This is a genomic window from Halomonas sp. IOP_6 (assembly GCF_021151565.1).
Classification (GTDB): Bacteria; Pseudomonadota; Gammaproteobacteria; order Pseudomonadales; family Halomonadaceae; genus Vreelandella; species Vreelandella alkaliphila.
Genome location: NZ_JAIRBO010000022.1, coordinates 1 through 1557, shown reverse-complemented (window position 1 = coordinate 1557; position 1557 = coordinate 1). Strand labels below are relative to the sequence as shown.

The 1557-nt window shown below is 55.1% G+C and carries 1 rRNA gene; it reads left to right on the top strand.

The features are described from left to right. Positions 1 to 14: 14 nt before the first annotated feature. Positions 15 to 1549: ribosomal RNA gene (locus tag K7H08_RS18300) — 16S ribosomal RNA — on the top strand. The last annotated feature ends 8 nt before the right edge of the window (positions 1550 to 1557 follow it).

The window sequence follows — 1557 nt, the reverse complement described above, 5'->3', positions numbered from 1 at the left end:
ATCACAATGATTTTAAACTGAAGAGTTTGATCATGGCTCAGATTGAACGCTGGCGGCAGGCCTAACACATGCAAGTCGAGCGGTAACAGGGGTAGCTTGCTACCCGCTGACGAGCGGCGGACGGGTGAGTAATGCATAGGAATCTGCCCGATAGTGGGGGATAACCTGGGGAAACCCAGGCTAATACCGCATACGTCCTACGGGAGAAAGGGGGCTCCGGCTCCCGCTATTGGATGAGCCTATGTCGGATTAGCTAGTTGGTGAGGTAATGGCTCACCAAGGCAACGATCCGTAGCTGGTCTGAGAGGATGATCAGCCACATCGGGACTGAGACACGGCCCGAACTCCTACGGGAGGCAGCAGTGGGGAATATTGGACAATGGGCGAAAGCCTGATCCAGCCATGCCGCGTGTGTGAAGAAGGCCCTCGGGTTGTAAAGCACTTTCAGCGAGGAAGAACGCCTAGTGGTTAATACCCATTAGGAAAGACATCACTCGCAGAAGAAGCACCGGCTAACTCCGTGCCAGCAGCCGCGGTAATACGGAGGGTGCAAGCGTTAATCGGAATTACTGGGCGTAAAGCGCGCGTAGGTGGCTTGATAAGCCGGTTGTGAAAGCCCCGGGCTCAACCTGGGAACGGCATCCGGAACTGTCAAGCTAGAGTGCAGGAGAGGAAGGTAGAATTCCCGGTGTAGCGGTGAAATGCGTAGAGATCGGGAGGAATACCAGTGGCGAAGGCGGCCTTCTGGACTGACACTGACACTGAGGTGCGAAAGCGTGGGTAGCAAACAGGATTAGATACCCTGGTAGTCCACGCCGTAAACGATGTCGACCAGCCGTTGGGTGCCTAGCGCACTTTGTGGCGAAGTTAACGCGATAAGTCGACCGCCTGGGGAGTACGGCCGCAAGGTTAAAACTCAAATGAATTGACGGGGGCCCGCACAAGCGGTGGAGCATGTGGTTTAATTCGATGCAACGCGAAGAACCTTACCTACTCTTGACATCCTGCGAACTTGTGAGAGATCACTTGGTGCCTTCGGGAACGCAGAGACAGGTGCTGCATGGCTGTCGTCAGCTCGTGTTGTGAAATGTTGGGTTAAGTCCCGTAACGAGCGCAACCCTTGTCCTTATTTGCCAGCGGGTAATGCCGGGAACTCTAAGGAGACTGCCGGTGACAAACCGGAGGAAGGTGGGGACGACGTCAAGTCATCATGGCCCTTACGAGTAGGGCTACACACGTGCTACAATGGCCGGTACAAAGGGTTGCGAGCTCGCGAGAGTCAGCTAATCCCGAAAAGCCGGTCTCAGTCCGGATCGGAGTCTGCAACTCGACTCCGTGAAGTCGGAATCGCTAGTAATCGTGAATCAGAATGTCACGGTGAATACGTTCCCGGGCCTTGTACACACCGCCCGTCACACCATGGGAGTGGACTGCACCAGAAGTGGTTAGCTTAACCTTCGGGAAAGCGATCACCACGGTGTGGTTCATGACTGGGGTGAAGTCGTAACAAGGTAGCCGTAGGGGAACCTGCGGCTGGATCACCTCCTTAAACGATGC